The 16,050-nt window shown below is 64.6% G+C and carries 15 protein-coding genes; 11 read left to right on the forward strand and 4 right to left on the reverse strand.

Annotated elements, in window-relative coordinates; all coding sequences use genetic code 11:
- Positions 1-11: 11 nt before the first annotated feature.
- Together M9955_01035 and M9955_01040 are read right to left on the reverse strand one after the other, a co-directional pair.
- Positions 12-794 carry a tellurite resistance TerB family protein gene (locus tag M9955_01035; GenBank protein ID MCO5080220.1) on the reverse strand — a complete coding sequence of 261 codons (783 nt, stop codon included), beginning with the start codon at positions 792-794 and terminating at the stop codon, positions 12-14.
- 103 nt (positions 795-897) lie between these two features.
- A complete protein-coding gene (locus M9955_01040) occupies positions 898-1,827 on the reverse strand; it encodes a rhodanese-related sulfurtransferase (GenBank protein ID MCO5080221.1) in 930 nt (309 codons plus the stop codon).
- A gap of 179 nt (positions 1,828-2,006) precedes the next feature.
- On the opposite strand from M9955_01040, the gene M9955_01045 reads away from it, so the two are divergent.
- Positions 2,007-2,894, forward strand: coding sequence for an N-acetylmuramidase domain-containing protein (locus tag M9955_01045; protein ID MCO5080222.1), 888 nt, complete (start codon positions 2,007-2,009; stop codon positions 2,892-2,894).
- Positions 2,895-2,972: 78 nt separating this feature from the next.
- Positions 2,973-3,617: a 2-dehydro-3-deoxy-phosphogluconate aldolase gene (locus M9955_01050; GenBank protein MCO5080223.1), complete on the forward strand. Its 645-nt coding sequence runs from the start codon at positions 2,973-2,975 to the stop codon at positions 3,615-3,617.
- Between the two features lie 69 nt (positions 3,618-3,686).
- On the opposite strand, the gene M9955_01055 is transcribed toward M9955_01050, so the two are convergent.
- Positions 3,687-5,351 carry a DUF882 domain-containing protein gene (locus M9955_01055; GenBank protein ID MCO5080224.1) on the reverse strand — a complete coding sequence of 555 codons (1,665 nt, stop codon included), beginning with the start codon at positions 5,349-5,351 and terminating at the stop codon, positions 3,687-3,689.
- Positions 5,352-5,614: 263 nt separating this feature from the next.
- Positions 5,615-7,132, reverse strand: coding sequence for a sigma-54 dependent transcriptional regulator (locus M9955_01060; protein MCO5080225.1), 1,518 nt, complete (start codon positions 7,130-7,132; stop codon positions 5,615-5,617).
- 139 nt (positions 7,133-7,271) lie between these two features.
- Between M9955_01060 and M9955_01065 the strand changes: the two genes are divergently transcribed.
- From M9955_01065 to M9955_01105, 9 genes are all read left to right on the forward strand, one after another.
- Positions 7,272-9,104 carry a M3 family oligoendopeptidase gene (locus M9955_01065; protein MCO5080226.1) on the forward strand — a complete coding sequence of 611 codons (1,833 nt, stop codon included), beginning with the start codon at positions 7,272-7,274 and terminating at the stop codon, positions 9,102-9,104.
- 146 nt (positions 9,105-9,250) lie between these two features.
- Positions 9,251-10,399 carry an aminodeoxychorismate synthase component I gene (locus M9955_01070; GenBank protein ID MCO5080227.1) on the forward strand — a complete coding sequence of 383 codons (1,149 nt, stop codon included), beginning with the start codon at positions 9,251-9,253 and terminating at the stop codon, positions 10,397-10,399.
- Positions 10,348-11,007 (forward strand): aminotransferase class IV family protein, encoded by a 660-nt coding sequence (locus M9955_01075; protein MCO5080228.1) that lies wholly within the window; start codon positions 10,348-10,350, stop codon positions 11,005-11,007. Before M9955_01070 ends, M9955_01075 begins: the two co-directional genes overlap by 52 nt.
- An 83-nt stretch (positions 11,008-11,090) precedes the next feature.
- On the forward strand, positions 11,091-11,381 hold the full coding sequence (locus tag M9955_01080; GenBank protein ID MCO5080229.1) for a CopG family ribbon-helix-helix protein: 291 nt from the start codon (positions 11,091-11,093) through the stop codon (positions 11,379-11,381).
- The gene (locus M9955_01085; protein MCO5080230.1) at positions 11,378-11,668 is read left to right on the forward strand and encodes a type II toxin-antitoxin system RelE/ParE family toxin; all 291 of its coding nucleotides are present in this window, start codon (positions 11,378-11,380) and stop codon (positions 11,666-11,668) included. The genes M9955_01080 and M9955_01085 overlap by 4 nt, the downstream gene beginning before the upstream one ends.
- Complete coding sequence (locus tag M9955_01090; GenBank protein MCO5080231.1) at positions 11,665-12,582, forward strand: DUF3445 domain-containing protein; 918 nt, start codon at positions 11,665-11,667, stop codon at positions 12,580-12,582. The genes M9955_01085 and M9955_01090 overlap by 4 nt, the downstream gene beginning before the upstream one ends.
- A gap of 130 nt (positions 12,583-12,712) precedes the next feature.
- Complete coding sequence (locus tag M9955_01095; protein ID MCO5080232.1) at positions 12,713-14,158, forward strand: homospermidine synthase; 1,446 nt, start codon at positions 12,713-12,715, stop codon at positions 14,156-14,158.
- Between the two features lie 103 nt (positions 14,159-14,261).
- Positions 14,262-14,651, forward strand: coding sequence for a hypothetical protein (locus M9955_01100; protein ID MCO5080233.1), 390 nt, complete (start codon positions 14,262-14,264; stop codon positions 14,649-14,651).
- Positions 14,652-14,745: 94 nt separating this feature from the next.
- Complete coding sequence (locus M9955_01105; protein MCO5080234.1) at positions 14,746-15,996, forward strand: AMP-binding protein; 1,251 nt, start codon at positions 14,746-14,748, stop codon at positions 15,994-15,996.
- Positions 15,997-16,050 lie beyond the last annotated feature (54 nt).

Genomic DNA, 16,050 nt, shown 5'->3' on the forward strand with positions numbered 1-16,050 from the left:
CGAAGCCGCTGCTACCAGCGCGGATTGACGTTAGGCACCGAGGTCGGCGCCGGGCCGGAAGATGTAGCGTCCGCTGGTCCTGCCGACCCAGTCTGGATGGTCGTGGCGGACACGATCGTCGCCTCCACATGGTCGATAAGCGCGTCCGGAAGGTTAAGTCGTCCGGCAAGAAGATCGAGATAGCCGCGCTCCGTCCGGGTATCGGGCTCGATGGTCAGCCGCGAGGCGGTGTAAAGTTCAACGCGCTGGGCTTCCGTCTGCGCGGCCGCGACCAGTTGGTCGATGGACCAGGGGTTCTGGATTTCCTTGAGCAGGAACGCCTCGGCCTCCGCGCCGACACCGGCGAGGCTCAGCTTGTCGGCGATGCGCTTGCGTTCGGTCTCATCGATATGCCCGTCCGCATTCGCGGCGGCGATCATCGCCCGCACAAGCGTCAGCGCGAATTCGGCCTCGCCTTGCGGCGCCTGCGACGGATGGAAGTCGGTATCGGCAGGCGGCGGCAGGAGTTCCGGCTGCTTCTCCGTGGTCTGCGCGGGATTGTTGCCGTCGCGGTAGTTCTTGTAGGCGTTGTAGGCGACGCTGCCGATAGCCGCGAGGCCGCCCAGCTTGATCGCCGTTCCGGCCAGATTACGCCCGGTCCTGGTGCCGAGCAGCACGGCGACAAGCGCGCCGGTAGCCAGAGGGTTGTCCTTCGCCATCTGCTGCACCTTCGTTGCGCCGTCCCTGACGCTGCCGCCGCTTCCGGGAAGCTGCGAGCCGAGCAGGTCGTTGAGCAGTTTCTTGGGATCGAGCATCAGGGCCTCCGGATCGCGGGATGCGCAGAAATTGCGCGCCTCAGGCGAAATAGGGAGGCTATGGCGACATTGCAATGACGGCCGGAAGACTGTCAGCCGATGTTCAACTGCCGACGTGAGGCTTTCCGCCGCGCGCCGCGGCAAGCGCGACCTGCCGGTGACGCTCGGCATAGCGGGCACGGTCAGCCTCACTGCGCTCCTGCCGGCAATGGGAGCAGGAAATCCCCTCGACATAGTCGGGAGACGCCCTGTCCTGCGCGGTCAGCGGATGGCGGCACGCCCGGCACAGGGACGCCTCGCCCGCCTCCAGTCCATGCTTCACGGAGACGCGCTCGTCGAAGACGAAGCACTCGCCGTCCCAGAGGCTCGCTTGCGGCTCGACCGTCTCGAGATACTTGAGGATGCCCCCCTTGAGATGGAACACCTCCTCGACGCCGATCGATTTCATGTAGGCCGTCGCCTTCTCGCAGCGTATGCCGCCGGTGCAGAACATCGCGACCTTGCGGCCCTGCAGCGCATCGAGATTCCGCTTCGCCCAAACCGGAAACTCGGTGAAGCTGCGCGTCTCCGGATCGACCGCGCCGCGAAACGTGCCGAGCGATACTTCGTAATCGTTGCGCGTATCGACGACCACCGTCTGCGGATCGGCGATCAGCGCGTTCCAGTCGGCGGGCTCGACATAGGTGCCGACGCTTGCCAGCGGGTCGACGCCCTCGACGCCCATCGTCACGATTTCCTTCTTCAGCCGCACTTTCATGCGGTGGAAAGGCATCTCGGCGGCCCGGCTGTATTTCACTTCCAGCCCTGCGAGTTCCGGGACAGACTCCAGATGCTCGACGAGTTCGCCGATGGCCCCTTCCGTACCGGCGACAGTTCCATTGACGCCTTCCGCCGCAAGCAGCAGCGTGCCCTTGATTCCACGACCGCAGCAGAAGGCGGCAAGCGGCGCACGCATATCCCGATAGGCGTCGAGACGCGCGAAACGATAGAGCGCAGCGACGAGGAGCGGCGTATCCGGCGGGGATGGATTCATGACACGCGGGAGATAAACCGCGCCGTTCCGGCGTTCAAGGGATACAGCCATATCCTATTGAATCAATCGGTTGGTGTTTGTCCCTATGGCGACAGAGCGTCAGTTAAAGAGATTCACCGCCGATTTTATCCCCGCCTGCCCGTTTGCCGAGACAATGGCGTCGTCAAAGGAGGCGCCGTATGTTCGATGACGAGGTCCTGAAAGCGGTCGACATCATGGCTGGACGGCTCGGCGTCGAAGCAGCCGCGCTGCTGGCCATCGCCGAGGTGGAAAGCGGCGGACAAGCCTTCGCCACGGTGGGCGGACGGCCGGAACCACTGATCCGCTTCGAAGGACATTATTTCGATCAGCGCCTGACGGGTGCGAAACGCGAACAGGCGCGCGCGGCGGGATTGGCATCCCCGGTCGCAGGCGCGATCGCGAATCCCGCTACGCAGGCCGGCCGCTGGCGGCTTCTGCGGGCTGCCGCCGCCATCGACCATGCTGCCGCGCACGAAGCCGTCTCATGGGGTCTGGGACAGGTCATGGGCGCGCATTGGCGATGGCTCGGCTTTCCCCACATCGACGCGTTCGTCGCCGAGGCGCGAAGCGGTATCGCGGGGCAGATCACGCTGATGTGCCTTTACGTCGAGAAAGCCGGACTCTCCGGTGCGATCCGTCGACTGGACTGGGCCGCCTTCGCGCGCGCCTATAACGGTCCCGCCTACGCGAAGCACGGCTATCATACGAAGATCGCCGCAGCATATGAGCGGTATCGAAATTCTGGCGGTGCAACGAAGTCGCGTGAAAGCGAAGCTTCCACCGGCACCGCCACACCGATCGATACCGTCGACCTCCAGCGCATGCTTTCGGCCGCCGGCTATCCTGTCGAGGCCGATGGCCTCATGGGGCCGCTGACACGCAAGGCGATTCGCGGCTTTCAGGCCGACAGCGGCCTCGACGTGGACGGCATCCCCGGCCCGAAGACGCTTGCCGCGCTCCGCCGCGCGATACCCTTTGGCGTGGGCGGGGCGGGCATCTGGAATCGTGTCGTCCGCTTCCTCGCGGCACTGTTCGGCAGAAGCTAACCCGGTCTTGCCGAACGCGATGGACAGAGCGCGACAGATCGCCTAATTCGATTGAAATCCTTCCGAACGGTGCCAACCATGCCCAACAAGACCGATGCTTTGCTTTCCCTGCTTGCCGGGCAGCCTGTGATTCCCGTGATCAAGATCGAGGAGGTCGAGAAGGCCGTGCCGTTGGCCCGGGCGCTGGCGAAGGGCGGCCTGCGGGCCATCGAGATCACGCTGCGCACGCCGGCGGCACTGGACGCCATCCGCCGCGTCGCGGCCGAGGTAGAGGAAGCGATCGTCGGCGCGGGCACGATCCTCAATCCGAAACGGTTCAACGAGGCGGCGAAGGCGGGCTCGCGCTTCATCGTCAGCCCCGGCATCACCCAGAACCTGCTTTCGGCCGCCGCCGACAGCGAGGTGCCGCTGCTTCCCGGTGCGATAACGCCGGGCGAGATGATGATGGCGCTCGATGCCGGGCTCGATTTTCTAAAGTTCTTTCCGGCTGAGCAATCGGGCGGCATCGATTTCCTCAAGGCGTTGGCGTCGCCTTTCAACGGCCTGCGCTTCTGCCCGACAAGCGGCATTTCGGCGAAAAACGCCGCCGAATATCTCGCGCAGCCCAACGTCGTCTGCGTCGGCGGCTCCTGGGTGGCGCCGGACGCGCTGATCAAGGCCGGAGACTGGGCGGAGATCGAAGCGCTTGCGCGCGCCGCGGACGCGCTGCGCAGGGCCGCATAGCAGAACGGCCAGCTGAGCCGGCCGTCTTTTCATGCAATTCTTCGCGCGGCAGAGATCAGCCGTGCCGGGTCAATTGGCTTCGAAGCGCGCCACCGGCAGGAAAGCCACGGCCTTTCCGGAAAACTTGTTCGCCTGCAGTTCCTTGCCGTCAGGCTGGAAGCCGTTGGCGTAGACCTCGCGCGGGGCCGTGCGCACGATGTTGTAGGCGAAGGAAGGCGCGCTGTTGCCGCCCTTGCCCTTGGCGACATAATCCTCGTCGAAGGCCCAGCGGGCATCGGACGGCTGCGCCGGAAGCACGATCGAAGCCGGCGGAGCCTTGCGATCGAGTTTCGTGGCACGGGCGGCCTTGCGCGTGCTCTTGGTGTCGGTGGTCACGATCTTCACCGGTTCCCGCGCGATCGCCTGTTCCTCGGCGAGATCACGAGGCTCGGAAGCGCTGATCAGCGAGGCGATCTGCGTGCTGTCCCTTTCCACGGAAGCGACGCTGAGATCGGCTTTGTCGGGCGTGGCCGCGAAATCCTCGACAGCTTCGACGGCAGGACGCGCGGAAGGCATCGGCGCACGCGCCTCCTCCTCGGCCAGAGCCAGCAGCACGGGATCGTCCGCTTCGGGCTGCGCGGGAGCATAGTCGGGACGCCAGGTCGGCAGCGGCACCTTGATCGCCACCTCGGCGGGCCTCGCTTCCGGTTCTTCCACCATCTGGGCAGCCGCCGTATCGACCGGATCGGCCATCTGGAACGGAATCTGGTCGGGTTCGGCGCGTCCCACCTCGGCCTTCGGCCGCGGCGCGACTTCGGGAAGCGGCACGGCGCGCTGCGGCAGAGCAGCCACGATGGTCTCCGCCGGCACCGGCTGGCGCGGCGCTTCCATCGCGGGGGCCGGAGCAGCAGTCGGGACGCCCGGCAATTCCTCGGGCTCGGCGACCTGAACCGGCTTGGGCTGCGAGCGGACGGGCTTGATTTCCGGTTCCTCCGCGACGGCCTCCGGCCCGCTCTCCTCTTCCTCGTCCGCGCTGCGGCTGAACAGCATGGCGAAAAGGTTCTTGGATTTACGGCTGCTGTCGCCGGTATTGGCGAGGGCCAGCGCCGTGCCGCCGGATTTCTGGCGGGATTGGTATGCCGCGAGCGCCTGATCGAAGCCGGGCAGCGGCTTGCCGTCGCTCGGCACATGCAGCGTCTTGCCGTTCGGGAAGACGGCGACGAGTTCCTTGCGGCTCATGCGCGGCCAGTGGCGCACGTTGCCGACATCCATGTGCACGAAAGGCGAACCGGAACGCGGATAATAGCCCACGCCGCCGCCCTGGGCCTTCAGACCGAGGTCGCGCAGCTTCTTCAGCGGCACGCCCGGAATGAAGAAATCCATGGCGTTGCCCAGCATGTGCTGGCTTTTCTTGGCGACGCCCTTGGAACGGCTGCGCAGCATGGAGTTGGTCGCCGGCGACCGGTAGGCCGACACCACGTTTATGTAACCGTTTGAACCGCTCCCTTGATACACCTGCCAGACCAGATCCAGCAGCCGGGGGTTCATCTTGGTCGGTTCGTTGCGGCGCCAGTCGCGCAGGAAACGGTTGATCTTCTGCAGCCCGGCCTGATCGTAACGGCCGTTGCGCTTGAAGGTGATTTCGGCCTTCTCGCCCGTGTGGATGAAATAAAGCTTCAGCGTTCGTGTCTCCGCCTCCGAGGCTGAAACGCCGAAAGACATGGCGCCTGCCGCGAAGCACAGGAGAATGAACATCCGCTTCCAGACCGCCGCAAACGCACGCGGACCGTCGATGAGTCGCTCGATACCAATCAAATCAACAGGCCTTGTTAGGTACTGTCCGTCCCCGGATTTGACGCCCGGACGATGTCTTGAACACGTCCGAATATCGATCCCAATGGTTAACCGCTGCTTATTGAAGCAGAAATGCGGTAACACAGTGGCAGGCGTTTGGCAAAACTGTTGCTGCGGAAAACTTGGTAAACAGCCGGTTTCGTTAGCGATTTCGCGACGGAGCGTCAGGTGGCAAGCTGCTCCGGGTGCCCGGCATCCGACGCGATGTCATATTCCTTCATTTTCCGGTAGAGCGTCGAGCGGCCGATTCCCAGCCGCCGCGCCACTTCGCTCATCTGGCCGCTGTAGTGCTCGATGGCGAAGCGAATCATCTCGACCTCGACCTCGGCCAGCGAACGCACATTGCCCCGATCGTCGAGGGTTCGCATCATGCCCTTGGCGGGCGCTAATGGCGAAACCGGCGCGGCTTCCGTTACGACCTCCAAGGGCGGCTGCACCGGCATCAAGGCCGCACCCTGTTGGAGCCGGACCGCGGAACGCGCGCTGTCGGGGATCAGGTGCCCGTCGACCTCGTGGCTGATCTGCGGAAAATCCGCCGGCTCCAGCGTGTCACCGTCGCAAAGCAGGATAGCCCGGAGGATGGCGTTTTCGAGCTGCCGCACATTGCCCGGCCAGTCATAGGCTTCCAGCAGGCGCAGCGTCACGGGTGCGAATTCCAGCCGTCTGCCGGGCGAGTGATGCTTCAGCGCCCGCTCCTTCAGGAACTGCGCCAGGGGCTCGATGTCCTCGCGCCTCTGTCTGAGCGGCGGAATCATGATCGGATAGACGTTGAGGCGATAGAAAAGGTCCTCGCGGAACCTGCCGCTTCTCACCTGCTGCATCAGGTCGCGATGGGTCGCAGAGATGAGCTTGATGTCGACCTTGACCGTCTGGCGTCCGCCAACGGGGTCGACCTCGCCTTCCTGCACCGCGCGCAGCAGCTTCACCTGCGTTTCGAGCGGCAGATCGCCGATCTCGTCCAGAAAGAGCGTGCCCGTGTTTGCTTCGACGAACTTGCCGGCGTGTTTCTCGGTCGCGCCGGTGAAGGAACCTCTTTCGTGGCCGAACAGTATGCTTTCCACAAGATTGTCGGGGATGGCGCCGCAATTGACCGTCACGAAGGGTTTTGTCCGACGCTCGCCCGATCCTTGTATGGCGCGGGCGAAGACCTCCTTGCCGACGCCGGACTCGCCTTCGATGAGCACGGGGATATTCGACGACGCGGCCTTCTGGCCGAGCCGCACGGCGCGCTCCATGGCCGGGCTGCGCGTGATGAGATCCTTGAACGTCAGGGAGCCGTTGCGGCGCGTCGCGCGTCGCGTTTCCCCTTCAAGCTCCTCAACCTTCAGCGCATTGGAAATGGCGGTCTGCAGCCGGTCCGGCGAGGCAGGCTTGACGAAGAAATCCACGGCGCCGGCGCGCATGGCCGTGACCGCCGTATCGATGCCGCCTTGCGCGGTCTGAACGATGACCGGCGTCTTGATCGAGCGTTCGCCGAGCCGTTTCAGCACGCCGAGGCCATCGATGCCGGGCATGACCAGATCGAGGATCACCACATGGATGTCGCCGCCGCCTTCGAGCCTGTCGAGCGCGGCCTCGCCGCCGTCCACCGCCGTCGCCTCATGGCCGAACCGGCGCACGGCCGCTTCCAGCAAGCGACGCTGGACGGGGTCGTCGTCGACGATAAGGATATGGGCCGCCATGTTCTGCCGATTGATCGCTTCCGGACTGGACCATCTTGGCACATGGTCCTAAATATCGACCCAAGAAAGCAGGTGAACGAACTCTTAGGATCGTTGCCCGCATTCGTCGGATATCTTTCCCGGACATGGAAGGCTTATGATGCGACCCTCCACTGATCGCGCGCTGAACAGTGCTCAAGCCATGGCCCCCGCTGTCGGCATTCTGCCGGAATGGAACCTCGCAGATCTCTATGCCTCGATGGACGCGCCGGAACTCGCAGCCGACATAGGGCGCGCGATCGAGATGGCCGCCGCGTTCGAGACGAGATGGCGCGGCAAGCTCTCGGCCGAGGCGGCAAAAGGCGCTGGCGGCGGACTCGGCCTCGCGGTCCGGGAATATGAGGCGCTGGAGGAATTGATGGGGCGGATCGCGTCCTATGCGGGCCTCGTCTATGCCGGCGACACCTCGGACCCGAAGAAGGCCAAGCTCTACGGCGACGTCAACCAGAAGATGACGGATGCCAGCGCGCATCTTCTTTTCTTCACGCTGGAGCTGAACGTGATCGACGACAATCTCGTCCTCGCCGCGCTCGACGCCGACCCGGCGTTCGGCCACTACCGGCCGTGGGTGCTCGATTTGCGCATGGACAAGCCCTACCAGCTCGAAGACCGCGTCGAGCAGCTCTTCCATGAGAAATCGGTGACCGGACGGGGCGCGTGGAACCGCCTCTTCGACGAGACGATCAGCGACCTGCGCTTCGATCTCGGCGGCCAGCGGCTGACGCTGGAGCAGACCCTGCACAGGCTGCAGGAGGCCGATGGCGATGTCCGCAGGGAAGCGGCCGAGGCGCTTGCCCGTACCTTCAAGGACAATCTGCGCATCTTCACGCTCATCACCAACACGCTGGCGAAGGACAAGGAGATTTCCGATCGCTGGCGCGGCTTCGCCGACATTGCGGATTCGCGCCACCTCGCCAACCGCGTCGAGCGCGGCGTCGTCGACGCGCTGGCCAGCGCCGTCCGCGAGGCGTATCCGCGCCTTTCCCATCGCTACTATGCGATGAAGGCGCGCTGGCTCGGCATGGACGCGATGAACCACTGGGATCGCAACGCGCCGCTGCCCGAGACGCCGCAAGCGCTGATCAGCTGGGACGATGCGAAGAACACCGTGCTCTCCGCCTACCAGAGCTTCTCGCCCGACATGGCCGAAATCGCCCGCGAGTTCTTCGACCGCCGCTGGATCGACGCGCCGGCGCGGCCGGGCAAGGCCCCGGGCGCCTTCGCCCATCCGACGGTCCCCTCCGTGCATCCCTACGTGCTCCTGAACTACATGGGCAAGCCGCGCGACGTCATGACGCTCGCCCACGAACTCGGGCACGGCGTGCACCAAGTGCTTGCCGCCGACCAGGGCGCGCTGATGGCTGCGACGCCTCTGACGCTCGCTGAAACCGCATCCGTCTTCGGCGAGATGCTGACTTTCCGCTCGCTGCTGGACCGCACCACCGACCGTCGCGAGCGCAAGGCCATGCTGGCGCAGAAGGTCGAGGACATGATCAACACGGTGGTCCGGCAGATCGCCTTCTACGAGTTCGAGCGCAAGGTCCATACCGAGCGCCGCAACGGCGAATTGACCGCAGACAAGCTCGGCGAATTCTGGCTGGAGGTGCAGTCGGAAAGCCTCGGGCCGGCAATCAGGCTGCGCGAAGGCTACGAGACGTTCTGGACCTACATCCCGCACTTCATCCACTCGCCCTTCTACGTCTATGCCTATGCCTTCGGCGATTGCCTGGTGAACTCGCTCTATGCCGTCTACCAGAATGCCGAGAGCGGCTTTCAGGAGAAGTATTTCGACATGCTGCGGGCCGGCGGCACCAAGCATCATTCGGAACTGTTGAAGCCGTTCGGACTTGACGCCACCGATCCGGACTTCTGGAGCAAGGGGCTTTCGGTCATCTCCGGCCTCATCGACGAACTGGAAGCGCTGGACGCCTGATCCACGGGCGTTGCATTTGGGACCGAGCGGGTCGTTTCGCAGAAAACCGTTCCCGCTCGCTGGCGACATACATTACGGATGGAATGGACAAGCGGCTGTCGCGTCCCGGCAATTCCGCATCCGTGGCCAGGCTGCACTATGGTGCGATGATCGATAGTCCTTCCATCCTCTTTCGCGACGATCTCGCCGGGCGGGAACTGCTGTTCCGGAAGCCGTTCGAAATGCTCGTTGCCGACACGTCGGAAGATTTCTTCGCCGCCCTTCGTGCTGCCGAAGCCGCCCGCGCGGCGGGAAAATGGCTGGCCGGCTATCTCTCCTACGAGGCGGGATTCCTGTTCGAGCCCAAGCTCGCTGCCATGATACCCGGGGGAAGGCGCGTGCCGTTTCTCTGCCTAGGCGTTTTCGACCAGCCGTCCGAAGCACCGCTGCCTTATGAGGCTGCACCGGCCACCAACGGTCCCATCTTCGACGCGAGGGCGCGCTGGTCGGCCACCGATTATGCGGAACGCTTCGAGAAACTGCACCGCCACATCCGCCTCGGCGACTGCTACCAGGGCAACCTCACCTTTCCGGTCGACGCGGCTTGGTCGGGCGATCCTTTTGCCGCCTTCAACGCCCTGACCGAACGCCAACCTGTGAAATATGGCGCGCTGGCCGCACTCGGCGGCCCGATCGTGCTCTCGCGTTCGCCGGAGCTTTTTTTCCAGGTCGACCGCGAAGGCTGGATCGAAACCCACCCCATGAAGGGCACCGTCGCGCGTGGGACCGACCCGGCGGACGACGTGCGCCGGAAGGAATTTCTGCGCAACGATCCCAAGAACCAGGCGGAAAACCGCATGATCGTCGACCTGCTGCGCAACGACATATCGCGCATCAGCGAGGTCGGCACGCTCTCCGTGCCGGAACTCTTTCGCATCGAGACCTATCCGACGGTCCACCAGATGGTCAGCACCGTCCGCGCGAAGCTTGCTCCCGGCGCGTCGATCGTCGACATCTTCGCGGCGCTGTTTCCCTGCGGCTCGGTCACCGGCGCGCCGAAGATGCGCGCGATGGAGATCCTGCGGCAACTTGAAGACGCCCCGCGCGACGCCTATTGCGGCGCCATCGGCTGGATCGCGCCCGGCGGCCCGATGCGTTTTTCGGTGGCCATCCGCACGATAACGCTCTTTCCGGACGGGGAAGCCGTCTACAATGTCGGCGGCGGCGTGGTCTTCGATTCCACCGCCGAGGAGGAATATGCCGAATGCCTGCTGAAGGCGCGTTTCGCGACGGGCAGCCCGCCAGCTTCGACCTGATCGAGACGCTGCGCTGGGAGCCTGCGAATGGCTTCGTGCGGCTGGAGCGGCATCTCGCGCGGCTCTATAACTCGGCAGCCGAGCTCGGCTTTGCCTGCGATCCCGAACGCGTGGGAACGGTCCTCGCTCACGCCGTAGGCGGCAGCGATCCCTTGCGCGTCCGGCTCGTTCTGGCTCGCAACGGCGAAGTCGACGTCGCCGCCCAGCCCTGCGAGCCGTTGCCGGCGGACAGGATATGGACGCTGCGCATTGCCCGCCAACGTCTGGACTCAACCGACACGCTGCTGCGCCACAAGACCACGCGCCGGCACGCCTATACGCACGCACGCGCCGAATATCTCGTTCAGCAGGCGGACGAAGTGCTTCTCCTCAACGAGCGCGGCGAAGTCTGCGAGGGCACCATCACCACGCTCTTCGCCGACCTCGGGGACGGCGAACTGTCGACGCCCCGCCTCGATTGCGGTTTGCTGGCGGGCGTTTTGCGCGCGGAATTGCTGGAAAAGGGACAAGCGCGCGAAGCCGTCATGACCCTGCCCGAACTTCGTGCGGCGCGAAGCATCTATGTCGGCAATTCGCTGCGCGGCCTGATACCGGCGCGGCTTGCCTGAACGCGGCTGTATTGACCGGATGAACACAGGAGAATACAATGTGTTCGCTTGTGTTCGGAAGTCGCGTTCAGAGGATCAGACCCATGGCTGCCAGCGAGACGTTTTCTGTCCGACTGTCCCCCGAGACCAAGCGCGAGCTGGAAGAATATGCGCGCCAGACGCGCCGCTCCAGCGCCTTCATCGTCAAGGAAGCGGTCGAGGCCCATCTGGCCGAGCGGCGCGCCTATCTCGCCGCGATCGATGAAGCGATCAAGGAAGCGGATGAAGGCGTTTTTGTCTCCGGTGAAGCAGTGATGAAGTGGCTGCACTCCTGGGGCACCGATGACGAGCTTCCAATGCCCGAGCCTGATATTTTTCCTGCGGGCCGGAATTGAAACTCAAAATCCTTCCGAGAGCGGTTCGTGATCTGGCCGATATCCACACATATATCCGGGCCGAAAATCCCGGTGCCGCCAATTCGGTAGCGCTCCGTATCGGCAAGTCCTTCGATCTCATCACGGCAAAACCGGAAATCGGCCGCCCTGCGCAGCACGCGAGAATCAGGGAGTGGTCAGTTCCGGGTCTGCCGTACCTCATTCCCTATCGCGTGCGTGGCGATACGGTTGAAGTGCTCAGGGTCTTCCATACCAGCCGCGAGCGCCCTCCCAGGTGGATCGGATGACCCTCCCCGCCTACACGCCCTATGACGGCTCGGCAAAACTCTTCACCATCGGGCTGAAGCCGCTCGATCTCGCCGACTGGATCGAGATCGACGACACCTATGACGAGCAGATGCGCGAGAAGCGCCGGCTCTTCGCCACCGTCCGCGACGACGTCCTTGTCGAGGAGCCGGACACGGTCGAGGCGCAGCGCGAGGTGCTGGCGCTGATCCGAGAGCATGTCTGCGCGACGTTTCCGGAGCGCTTTCGCCAGACGTGCAAGGGCATCGCGATTGCCGGGCATCCAGCCCTCGACAATGCGCGGCTTCAAAGCCTGTCGCCGCTTCATGCCGCCTCGCTGCTGGTGCAAGAGGACCTGATCCTGATGCGCCGCAGCGAAGACGGCTGGCGGCTCGTCGCCGGCTCTCTGTGCTTTCCATCCTCATGGATCTTGCGGGAGAAATTCGGGCGCGCTCTGCAGGACATCCACACGCCGGTGCCAAACTTCGGGCGCGGCACGCGCAACGCCGATCTCATCCAGCGCATGTTCGACAATCTGAAGGTGGAGCAGCCCGTCCAGCGCCTCAACTGGTCGCTGCAGGCGCGGCGCGAGCTCTACTACCCGCTCTCCGACCTCCAGCGGAATGCCCGCGCCAATCAGCGCCCGTCGAAATTCGACGATCTCGTCGCGGTTGCGCGCGGCTTCGTGCGCGTCGAGCGGCAGACGCTGCGGAAGCTGCCGCGATCCGGGGACATCCTTTTCACCATCCGCATCTATCTGGACCCGCTGGATTTCCTCCTCCGGCATCCCGACGGCGGAGCCATCGCCGCGTCGTTCGCGAGCCAGCTCACCGCGCTGGACACCGCCCAGCTCGATTACAAGGGCCTGACGGCCGACCGCGACAGGCTCGTGGAGTTTCTGGCGACGGTCGTCTGACCTGACACGGCCTCACCCGGGCCGCGCCGCCCCTGTGCCAGCGCTTCTTTCTTTATTATGACAGTGATCTATGGTTAGGGCGCGGGGCGCATCCAGTCAGAAGGCGAAATCTTGAAGGAGTCTGCAAAGAATGGCGAATGAAAAGTGGCCGGTTTACGGAGAAATCACCGGACCCATCGTGATGATCGGTTTTGGTTCCATCGGCCGCGGCACCCTGCCGCTCATCGAACGCCACTTCAAATTCGACAAGACGCGCATGGTCGTCATCGACCCGCGCGATACGGACAGGAAGCTTCTGGACGAGCGCGACATCAAATTCATCCAGGATGCGGTGACGAAGAAGAACTACAAGAAGCTGCTGACCCCGCTGCTGACCGAAGGCGCCGGCCAGGGCTTCTGCGTGAACCTTTCGGTGGACACGTCCTCGCTGGAGCTGATGAAGCTCTGCCGCAAGCTGGGCGTTCTCTATATCGACACCGTCGTGGAACCGTGGCTCGGCTTCTATTTCGACAATGAGGCTGGAAACGCGGCGCGCACAAACTATGCGCTGAGGCAAACGGTGGTGGAGGAGAAGGAGAAGCATCCCGGCGGCACCACGGCCGTTTCCTGCTCCGGCGCCAATCCGGGCATGGTGTCCTGGCTCGTGAAGCAGGCGCTCGTCAATCTCGCCAGCGACCTCAGGATCGAGTTCGACGAGCCCGCGACGGAAGACCGCGCCGGCTGGGCAAAGCTGATGAAAAGGGTCGGCGTCAAGGGCATCCACATCGCGGAACGCGACACGCAGCGCTCGAAGAAGCCCAAGCCGATGAACGTGTTCTGGAACACATGGTCGGTCGAGGGCTTCATTTCCGAAGGTTTGCAGCCCGCCGAACTGGGCTGGGGCACGCACGAAAAGTGGATGCCGAAGAACGCGAAGAAGCAGAAGCACGGCTCGAAGGCCGCGATCTATCTGGAGCAGCCCGGCGCCAACACGCGCGTGCGCACCTGGTGCCCGACGCCCGGTCCGCAATACGGCTTCCTCGTCACCCACAACGAGGCGATCTCGATCGCCGACTTCTTCACCGTGCGCGACAGGAAGGGCAAGGTCACCTACCGGCCGACCTGCCACTACGCCTACCATCCCTGCAACGACGCCGTCCTTTCGATGCATGAGATGTTCGGCGCAGGCGGCAGGCCCCAGCCTGTCCACCATGTCCTCGACGAGAACGAGCTCGTTGACGGTATCGACGAGCTCGGCGTCCTGCTCTATGGCCACGACAACAACGCCTACTGGTACGGCTCGCAGCTTTCGCTGGAGGAGGCGCGCAAGCTGGCGCCATACCAGAACGCGACCGGCCTGCAGGTCACGTCGTCGGTTCTCGCCGGCATGGTCTGGGCGCTGGAGAACCCGAGGGCGGGCATCGTCGAGGCCGACGAGATGGACTATCGCCGATGCCTCGAAGTCCAGTCGCCGTATCTCGGCCCGGTCAAGGGCTACTATACGGACTGGACGCCGCTGGAAGGACGGCCCGGGCTGTTTCCGGAAGACATCGACGAAAACGACCCCTGGCAGTTCCGCAACATACTGGTGAGATAATCCCGCCGCATCCGTCATCGGAGCGTGTGCGCCTTGCATTCGTCGCGAATATTCGCAATGACGGACCAAGAGCCACGGCTCCGATGCGGAGAGGACTGACGATATGACCAAGCGCGCGATTCTCTACGCGGGCGCATTCATCCTGACGACGGGGCTGCTTTCGGCCTGCACCAGCACGTCCGATAGCGGCGGCGGGCGCCCGCCGGTCGGCGCTCCCGCCCAAACCGGCGTCGACGGTGACTGGGTCGGTACGGACGGCGTCGCGGTGTCGACGCTGCGTGGCGGGCAATTCTCGTCGCGATCGCTGGCGACAGGCGAGACGCTGACCAACGGCACTTACGTCGCGCGCGACCAGCGCACCATCGATCTCGATTTCTTCTCGGTGCGCACCAACCAGAACACGAAGGCGACCTGCATTCTGGTGGACGTCAACCAGATGAACTGCACGCTCGCTACCGGCACCCAGTTCGTGCTGACGCGCAAGCTCGCCTGAGACGAAAGTCGGCCATCCGCGAGGCGAGCTTGCGGCTTGCACCCTGCGCCGGTTCGTTGCGATAACCATTCCCCACGGGATGGAGACCTCGCCGATGGCCTATTTCGACGCGCTGGAAATCAGGTCGGAGGATGAACGCGAACGGGCTCTGTTAACGGCCTTGCCGGGCTTCCTGGCCAAAGCCGTGGCCCATGCGCCGGGGCTCGCCCGCTGGCTGGACGGCGTGGATCCCGCCGGAATCGCCGACCGCGCCGCGCTCGCCAGCATCCCGGTCCTGCGCAAGTCCGACCTGATGGAGATGCAGGCGGCGGAACCGCCTTTTGGCGGCTTCGCCAACGCTGCCTTCCTGAATGGCAGCCGCATCTTTCTGTCGCCGGGTCCGATCTGGGAACCGCAGGGTCCCGGCCCCGATCCATGGCAGGCCGCGCGCGCCTTCTTCGCGAGCGGCGCGCGGCCGGGCGATCTCGTCCACAACGCCTTCGCCTATCACATGACGCCGGGCGGCTTCATTCTGGATTACGGCGCGCGCGCCCTCGGCTGCACCGTATTCGCGGCCGGCGTCGGCAACACCGAAATGCAGGTCGATGCCGCAGCGGCGCTGAAGCCGCGCATCTATGCAGGCACGCCGGACTTCCTCAAGGTGCTGCTCGACAAGGCGGCCGAGATCGGCCGGGACCTTTCCTCGATCAGGCTCGGGCTCGTCTCCGGCGGAGCGCTTTTCCCGTCCATGCGCGCCGAATATCGCGCGCGCGGCGTCGACGTCCTCCAATGCTACGCCACGGCCGAGTTCGGCGTCATCGCCTACGAAAGCGCCGCGGACGACGGCACGCCGCATCCGGGCATGATCGTCAACGAAAACCTCATCCTCGAGATCGTCCGGCCCGGCACCGACGATCCCGTGCCGGACGGCGAGGTCGGCGAAGTCGTCGTCACCGGCTTCAACGAGGCCTATCCGCTGGTGCGGCTGGGCACGGGCGACCTGTCCGCGATCCTGCCGGGACAATCGCCCTGCGGCCGCACCAACCGCCGCATCCGGGGCTGGCTGGGGCGGGCGGACCAGCGCACAAAGATCAAGGGCATGTTCGTCGATCCGAAACAGGTCGCCGAGATCGTCAGGCGCCATCCCGAGATCGGCAGGGCGCGTCTCGTGGTCACGCGGCAGGCGGATCAGGACGTCATGACGCTCAACGTCGAGACGAAACGGGAGGCGGCGATCGATGCGCAAGCCATCGCGTCGACGCTGCGCGAGGTCACCAAGCTTGGCGGCAGCGTCGCCGTGGCGGCCCCCGGAGAACTGCCCAACGACGGCAAGATCGTTGCCGATGAGCGCGACTATACGCGCTGATCGGTTGCCCGCCCGACCCTGCCGCGAATCCGCTTGCATCGGCCGAGAGCGGGT

Source organism: Rhizobiaceae bacterium (assembly GCA_023953845.1).
In the GTDB taxonomy this organism is placed as follows: Bacteria; Pseudomonadota; Alphaproteobacteria; order Rhizobiales; family Rhizobiaceae; genus Arvimicrobium.